Origin of the sequence: Emticicia sp., from assembly GCF_049241225.1 — a bacterium.
Classification (GTDB): domain Bacteria; phylum Bacteroidota; class Bacteroidia; order Cytophagales; family Spirosomataceae; genus Emticicia.
On sequence record NZ_JBMLRC010000115.1, the window covers coordinates 1 to 8,073 of the forward strand.

Annotated in this window: 4 protein-coding genes; 3 read left to right on the top strand and 1 reads right to left on the bottom strand. The window is 35.5% G+C overall.

The features are described from left to right. From ACOVO2_RS07060 to ACOVO2_RS07070, 3 genes are all read left to right on the top strand, one after another. Positions 1–261: hypothetical protein (locus tag ACOVO2_RS07060; protein WP_421769294.1), on the top strand; the 261-nt coding region annotated here is incomplete at its 5' end. A gap of 723 nt (positions 262–984) precedes the next feature. Then, positions 985–1,371, top strand: a complete 387-nt coding sequence (locus ACOVO2_RS07065; protein ID WP_421769295.1) for a hypothetical protein — start codon at positions 985–987, stop codon at positions 1,369–1,371. A gap of 874 nt (positions 1,372–2,245) precedes the next feature. Then, positions 2,246–6,160 carry a DUF7379 domain-containing protein gene (locus ACOVO2_RS07070; RefSeq protein ID WP_421769296.1) on the top strand — a complete coding sequence of 1,305 codons (3,915 nt, stop codon included), beginning with the start codon at positions 2,246–2,248 and terminating at the stop codon, positions 6,158–6,160. Between the two features lie 105 nt (positions 6,161–6,265). On the opposite strand, the gene ACOVO2_RS07075 is transcribed toward ACOVO2_RS07070, so the two are convergent. Beyond that, positions 6,266–7,654 carry a replication initiation protein gene (locus ACOVO2_RS07075; RefSeq protein ID WP_421769297.1) on the bottom strand — a complete coding sequence of 463 codons (1,389 nt, stop codon included), beginning with the start codon at positions 7,652–7,654 and terminating at the stop codon, positions 6,266–6,268. Between the last annotated feature and the right edge of the window lie 419 nt (positions 7,655–8,073).

The window sequence follows — 8,073 nt, forward strand, 5'->3', positions numbered from 1 at the left end:
TTTAAAAATATGCGTCAGTTAATCAAAGTATCGCAAGAAATTCGGTCCGCAAAAGTGACAAGTAATAACCCTATTCCAAAAAATTTAGGGTGGTATATTAAAATAGCCTGTCAACGGATTGTTGACAGACCCTTTTGCCTTGATAGACAGGTAAACCAAATTGAAAAACAATGCAACAAGCTTTTTATTACTACTGAGATTAGATACGAAAATTTCATAAAAAATATGTTCATTATATTTTATACAGAAAATGGCTGTTGACAGACTGTTTTACGTTGATAGATAGTGTCTCCTAAGCCAATTGAAAAGGAAAAGTAGATTGGGAAAACAAAGTAAAAAGCTTTTCATTCGAATAGTATAAGGTTTAGCTCGCAAGTAATTTTATAATTCCTGCAAAGGCATTACTGACTCAGCACTGAGCATTATTGAGACTTAAAAACTATTTATGTTAAATGTTTGAAGTGAGTTATTTGATTAATACTTTTTTACCTTAGCAAAACAAAAAAATATCTGAAATAATCAATTAACTCTAGAAGCTACCAAAACTCTGGTGATTGGATATTATCTTTCGTCTCATATCAGTACTTCACCAGGCATTTTGCTAATTGAGCAAAGACAAGCTATTCAACACGATAAAATCTTTTACAGAAAAAAATGGGGCTTTAATTCTTAATTCCTAGCCTTATGCAAAACGTCTTGTGTATCCCATTTTAGTTGAAAATATGCCAAATGAGATATAGCGTAAACTCGATGTAATGAATTTCATTACACAAGAATAAAGACTAGTTGGTAACTCGTTTTACTATGAGCTTTTTCTACATTTTCATGTGAATACACAAGTCAAAATGGTTACCTCAGTTTTGTGTGTAGTGAGGTATACTTTGTAGATTAAAAGCACCTTCTTTTGCTAGAACCGATAAATAAAAATGGTTTTGACTTAAAAAACCATCTTCGTAGTTTTAATATAAATTAAAGCATAAAGCCATGAAGATAGGAGAAGTAATCAAGGTCAGCGTAAAAGCCGATGAATTATATTCATCTGAGCCAAAGATATTGGTCAATATAGGAGAAATCTACCAAATCAAGGTTAACAAGAAACAGTATTGGAAGGATTCATTTGTTACCACAAATCCTGATGGCTTTTTCAACCCACTCTTATTTATTTCAGGTCGGCGAGTTAAAGGTGTAAAGTGTTTTTGTTTATGTGCTACAATAAATGCCAATGAAGAGAATCACTTCAAAATTGGTTCGGGTATACATGAGTTCAAAATAGAACAGCAGGGAACACTATTCTTCTTTCCAAATGATTCTATCAATCATTACAGAAATAATTCTGGCTCGATCTCACTAGAAATCAAGCGTATCAACTGATAATTTGAATATCATCAAAGCACTTTTCATATACTTCAAATGCAAATGAAGCATATACCCTTACATACTCCCAAAACCTATTCATCATCTGTTTTCGGAGTTTGGCCAACATTCAATCGATCAGAAAGCCCTATGAATTGACCCAGAGTCAGAATTAATACCTGTTCGAGCACCATCTATGGGTTCTGCACTGCAATGAGAGCAATGCTACTGGGCTGTAAATGCGAGAGCTGATAATACGGTTTGTATTTGGGGATCCACCCGATGGAGATACCAAAAATAAAAACGATAATTTAATCGATTACCCACTCCCACCAACTACAATATCTTGCTGTAAGGAATGTACCCAAAAATGGTAGAAGCAACAAGGAATCGATTATTTCTTTGCTGCCAGAAAGGGCACAAACCTATTGATTTCAACAAATATGCCTCACGTGAGGCAGTAATTGTTGTAGGAGCAACAAATTTTAACCACCACCCAACTGTTTAATCGGCTTACGACTATCCTCTGTTCTGCTGATTTTCGAACGATAGCGGTAAGACTTTCTATAAAATATGTCAGAAAAATAAAAAATCTTCTGATGGTACTGAGGCAATTGGCCACAAGGGGTATTCAGACCCATACTATTATCAGTTTTATGATAGAAAATCTGCTTCTTCTACTGGATTTGCCAGGGTTATTGCATTGGTTCTATCAGATAACCCAAACTTAACTAAAAATCAAGTAAAAGAAGTCGTTAAAAACTTGTACAAAAAAATTGGTCGCTCAGAAGAGTATAACGACAAAGAAGGTAAAAGTCAAAGGTTTGGCAACGGATTAAAAAAAGCAAATTGAGCAATAATAAAAAACAATCGAAATCCTAAATAAAAAAACATGAAAGCAGTATCACTCCATATTGGCATCAATAATGTTGATAGCAGTTACTATGGTCAGATTGTCCCATCACTATCGGGATGCATCAATGATATGAACAATATCAGAGATTTGGCCACTTCTATTGGCTATTTTGCCAATACCTTGGCCAACGAGCAAGCGACAAGACAAGGAATTCAAGACGAAATTTTAAGACTAGGAAATTTGACAGACAATGACGGAATTCTACTAATTTCGTATTCTGGTCATGGGGCTCCATTGGATGAAAGTCAAGGTTTAAATGCTGACGACGAAGAAACGAGTAATGATCAGGCTTGGGTTGCTTATGATGGTTTTCTAGTCGATGATTTGATTAATGAGTGCTTTTGTAAACTACCCGAAAACCTAAGAATTGTAGTGGTTTCCGACTCCTGTTTTAGCGGTTCAATTACAAAAGTATTTGGCACACTAGCATCTGAGTTTCAAACTAAGCGTTCTATCTCATTCGCACAAGTAAGGGCTATCCTGATTCAAAATAATCAAAAATTAGACGACATCAAGTTTCATTCGAATAAAGAGCCAAAAGCCTCGGTAATTCTACTGTCAGCCTGTACTGATAGACAATTTGCCTTTGAATCGAATAGCGAAGGTCTCTTTACCGTAGAGCTATTGAAAACTTTTGCCGAATTCATTAAAACGGATAATAGAAACATCAATTACCCGCAATTTTTAGACTTAATTCGTGCAAAAATTGGTGCTCAGCAACAGCCTCAATTTAAAACAACGGGTAGCTATAATGAAGCATTCATCAATCAATTCCCATTTTCGATTGATGGAACATCGCCAACAGTAAACCCAGAAACCAAACCAAGCGATCTGCCAGCAATTTCTTCAAAAAAGTTTAGAAGTCTAATCATCCACAATCCAAATAAAACAACCAGGTCTGTTAATCCACAAAACCTATTAAATTTAAATGCCACTGAACAACGCAGTCTTGAGGGTTCAACCGAATGGGACAAGGCTTATAATCTGGCTATGCAAGAAAACTTATTTGTTGAACCCGATAATGCCAGCAATTTATTTAATCCCATTGAGGATGAATTATCAAGAAGTCCGCTCGAATATCTCAGCACCTATCCAAATCCCGAAGAATTTGGAAGTCCAAATCGCTTTATCTGGCATCTCGACGACGCTCACAGTCAACTCATGCGGGCAAGGGAAATTGTATATCCAGAAATAAGTCTTGGTAAAAAACCAGATTTTGAAAAACAAGTAAAAATTGGCCACATAGATACTGGATATCTACGCGATAGTCCAATTTTACCAGAAAATTTAGAAGAAGGTCTTTCTGTTCATTTTGCAGAAGGTCAATCATACGAAGGTGCAACCGACTATGAAGAAGTTTTTCCCTTCAATGTTGCCGAACAACAAGGCCATGGCAATGCTACACTTGCCTTACTTGCCGGTGGCAAAGTAGATATGCAAGGCTTATTTCAAGGATATTTTGGAGCGATTCCATTTGCGAAAGTAATTTCTATGAAAATTAGTGAATCCGTAGCTCTGCTTTCGGGCAGAAACTTTGCATCGGCTATTGATTATGCCATCAAGAATAAATGTGATGTAATTACGATGTCAATGGCGGGCTTTCCTACCAAAATAATGGCAGATGCTGTAAATCGTGCTTACGATGCAGGCATTGTCATCGTTTCGGCAGCAAGTAATAGTTTTTCACAAGGAATAGGTAGCATTTTGCCAAAGGTAACTCTCTACCCCGCACGCTTCGATCGGGTCATTGGGGCCGTTGGTGCAGCTATCAATGACGCACCCTATTTAGTAAATGTACAAAAAAATATCAGTCGAGCCTCTGGTGGTCTTTTCATGCAAACATGCTACGGTCCAGCCGAAGCATTACCCACTTCATTGGCTGCTTACACACCAAATATTACTTGGTTTAATGGCGATTTTAACAAAAATCAGCCATTGTGGACATATAAAGGCGGTGGAACATCAAGTGCAACGCCACAAATTGCAGCAGCAGCAGCCCTATATATTCAGAAGTATAGAAGTCGAATTGAAACCATAGCCAACGGAGAAAACTGGAAAAAAGCCGAAATAGTCAGGCAAGCTCTTTTTAGATCCGCCGATAAATCAACACAATACAATTACGTTTATGGCAATGGACTTTTAAGAGCCACCGATGCTCTTAGTTCTGACTTTGAGCCTGAGAAAATGGCCACTTTTATTGAGGAAGCTAAACGGGCGGAAGTTTCAGGCGGAGTTTTCCGACGATTATTCAGAATTTTTAGTAATCGAGCATTCAATTCGAATGAGCATTTGGAAGATATGTTGAGCCTTGAATTATTCCAATTATTACACCGTGATTCAAAATTAAATAAATACTTAGAATCTGTGCCGACGAGTGGAGATATTTTGAATTATGGTAATCTTTCACAACTCATCGCCGATGTAAAAACAAGTAAATTAGCGTCTGATTTTTTAAAAAGAAGCCTCATTTCTTTATCGGTCAATAAGTCAATTAATGGTATTTCGAGAAGCAGTTTTATTGCTCCATTCTCTAACTATAAAATTGATTCTTCAAATGGAAATTATGTCATTATTTCAGAAGGTATCAGCTGTAACATCAACAACATAGTGCTTGATAAACAAATAAGTTTGGGCGTTTGGGTTGATGAAATAAACATTGAAGTTTCGAGCTTGCCGACTCGTGGAAACTCTGCTGAAGAACTAATGATTATCAATCAAAATGATGGCTATCAAACCGCAATTTTGATCGAAAACGAAAGTGAAGGTAGGAAGTATTTGGAGTGGTGTTTCCCTACTATTATAACTGACTCTGACACTCGTACAAAAACATTCGGGTTTAATAGGGCCTTCGAAGGGGCGATAAAGGTCAGACTAAATCTTGATAATTCACCTAAGGAAAGAAATATCTTTGTCAAGGGGAAAAAACTCCTACTTAGGGTGTTCAAGTGGATTAAACCTAAAATTGCTGAAAAAGTAACAAAACCGATATTAGGAGAATTTCTCTCTTCACTCGGAGATACCAAGTATGAACTACTTGAGTTTGATAGTGCTACCAATAGTTGGAGAGATTTTGATAACTCTACTGCCACCAACAATGCAATACTAGTAATGCCTGGGCTATTTAGTAGTGTTGAGAAAGGGTTTTCAGAGTTTTTCACTAATCCACTCATACAAAATGCCACCAAAGGACGAAAAATCATTGGCTTTAATATGCCAACTTTGGTTCAAGGAATTCAACAAAACGCCGATTTCCTCAAAAAACTTTTAGACGACTTCAAGTTAGAAAATAAAATCACAACCATCATAACCCGAAGCAGGGGCGGAATCGTTGCCCGTTACTTAATAGAAAACTTGAAGTTTACAGGCGTAAAAAAACTGATAATGATAGCTCCACCTAACGAAGGAACTCAGATGGCATCCTCTGAAAATTGGGCGAAACTACTCAACACCGCAACCAATTTAGCAAATTTGGCTTTTGGTTCGTATCTACCAATTTTACCGAAACTTACCGCAATATTTAAGGCCATTGCCAATAATGTGGTCGATTTGCCGGGTATCAATGATTTAGAGCTTGAAAGCCACCTGATAAAAGAGCTTAATGTAGCACAGGTAGATGTGAGTAATTATTTTGTAGTTGTATCTAATTTTACACCTGATACTTGGCTCAAAAAAGTTTTTGATAATATTGCCGTTGATAAACTAATTTTTAAAGGTGTACCAAATGACACAGTCGTCCCGACTGCTGGTGCCGTATTTCAGTTAGGAAACACAAAAATTCAATTGCCACCCAGTAATTATTATCTGGTAGGCTCGGCAGATTCGGTCAACCATTTTGCTTACTTACTTCCAGAAAACACTACAATCATCAACTGGTTGGTTGGCAAAATCTAATAGGTATATTTCCAAACAAAGCAGTCATTATTTACCAATAAATAGTAGATAATAACTGCTTTGTTCATCATCAGAGGTATTCATTGAAAAAACATGATTCTTGTTTTATACAAGCTCATCCCCCGTCACTCCTACTCTATTCGCTTTTGGCAAAAACTCCTGTTTGAGTTTTTGGTAGGCTTGAGCATATTCTTTTTGCAAATAATCAAACACATAGCTCGCAAAACTTCCGCCTTCATCTACATTATAAAAAAACTCTTCCAGACTATCAGGCTCAAATTTTGCATTCGACTTATAATTTTTAAGTGCCATTTCTGATAAAAATGGTTTATATTCTTGCTCATTCTCTTGCCTCAATTGCACCAAAATTTTTGTACTTAAGCCACTTTCTTTTGTCAAAATCCTGACCGACAGCTCCTTTTTCACCTCGTAGTACTCGGCTTTTATTTTGTTTTTAGCGTTTTCTGAAATTAATTCTTGCTCTTTTAGTGCCTGCGTCTCTTTTTCCTGTTCTCTTTTCTTTTTCTGCTCTTGTTTTGTTATTTCTAATGGGTCAAATAAGTCGGGCGTGGCAACCATTTTTTGTAAATAAGCTCCAACATCTTTAATCCCACCATTTTTTGCTTGATTTAATGAATATTCCACACCTTTTTTTATTTGCTCATACGGATACTTTTCAAACCAAGTTTTTACTGTAGAATCAGAAACATACATTCTTACTAAATCAATAATCTCCAGCACCTTGCCATCTACTTCTTTCGATAACTCAGTATTTTCTTTGGTAAAAAATTTATTATTCTTGATAATCGTAAATCGAAGTCTTACTACTTTTTTACCTTCCTTTATTTCTTCAAAATCAAAATACAATTCCGAATTTTTCATCAACTCGCTTCGAGCTTGATTTATTACTTTCAGCTTAAAATCGAAATAATTTTTGTATCGATCAGCTATTCCAAATCTTTCCTTGATTTCTTCAACATCAATTTCGAACTGTTTGAATCTCTCAAATTCCTTGCAATATTCATATAACCGCATTGCATATATACTCTCAAGAAATAACATATTTCGAATATCAAAGACTGTAAAGTTTTCTTTGATTTGAAGCAAAAAAGGTTTCAGTGCCTTCGGTATCTCAAAGGAAAAAAAACCTTGTTTTTTATAATAAATGATCGAACTCAGTAGATTTGTATCAAGTCTGATATGTTCATCTTCATAAAAAATATTTCGTTGTTTAAGCTTTACAAGTTCTTCTTGAAGGTATTTATGTATATTTTTCGAGGTACGGCCAACAAACTTTTGTAGCTCTGCTACTGAGATTTGTACCTCAGAAATATCATCTTTGCTTTGATCAATCGAAGCGATGATCTTCAAAAAAACCTTCATTTGAACGGTCGTTATATCAAATCTTGCATTAATGATCGGGTTTGTTTTTATGATTCTATTAGGGTCTTTCGAAATTGCTTCTAAGGCTTTTTCTCGCTTACTTGCTTCCATGTGTCTAATATGGGTATGTGAACAGTATACAAAAATATAAATAATCTAAGACAATAAGCTATTAAAACGACTAATATTTTTTACCGGTCGTTTTAAACCCCATAAAAGTCGTTATATAACCCTATAAAAGTCGTTTTAAAACCCCATAAAGGTCGTTTTATACCCTATAAAAGTCGTTTTAAACCCCATAAAAGTCGTTTTAAGACTTATAACAAACTGATTATCAAGCATTTACGCTACCTGAAAGAATAGAAAGAATAAGAAATATAAAAGAAAGAAACAAAACAGGTTGTTGTATTTTTATTTTTTTTGTTTTTAAGAATCTCTTAAAAGTTGTGCTCATCAAAATAGGCGGAAAGTAGTTTCTATATGATTGCAGAAAGAAGTCTAAACAAAACCCCATAAAAGTCGTTATTGTC

Bases quoted from the DNA above. Each gene is read 5' to 3' on its own strand.
- ACOVO2_RS07075 (WP_421769297.1), bottom strand. From the start codon at position 7,654: ATGGAAGCAAGTAAGCGAGAAAAAGCCTTAGAAGCAATTTCGAAAGAC.
- ACOVO2_RS07065 (WP_421769295.1), top strand. From the start codon at position 985: ATGAAGATAGGAGAAGTAATCAAGGTCAGCGTAAAAGCCGATGAATTA.
- ACOVO2_RS07070 (WP_421769296.1), top strand. From the start codon at position 2,246: ATGAAAGCAGTATCACTCCATATTGGCATCAATAATGTTGATAGCAGT.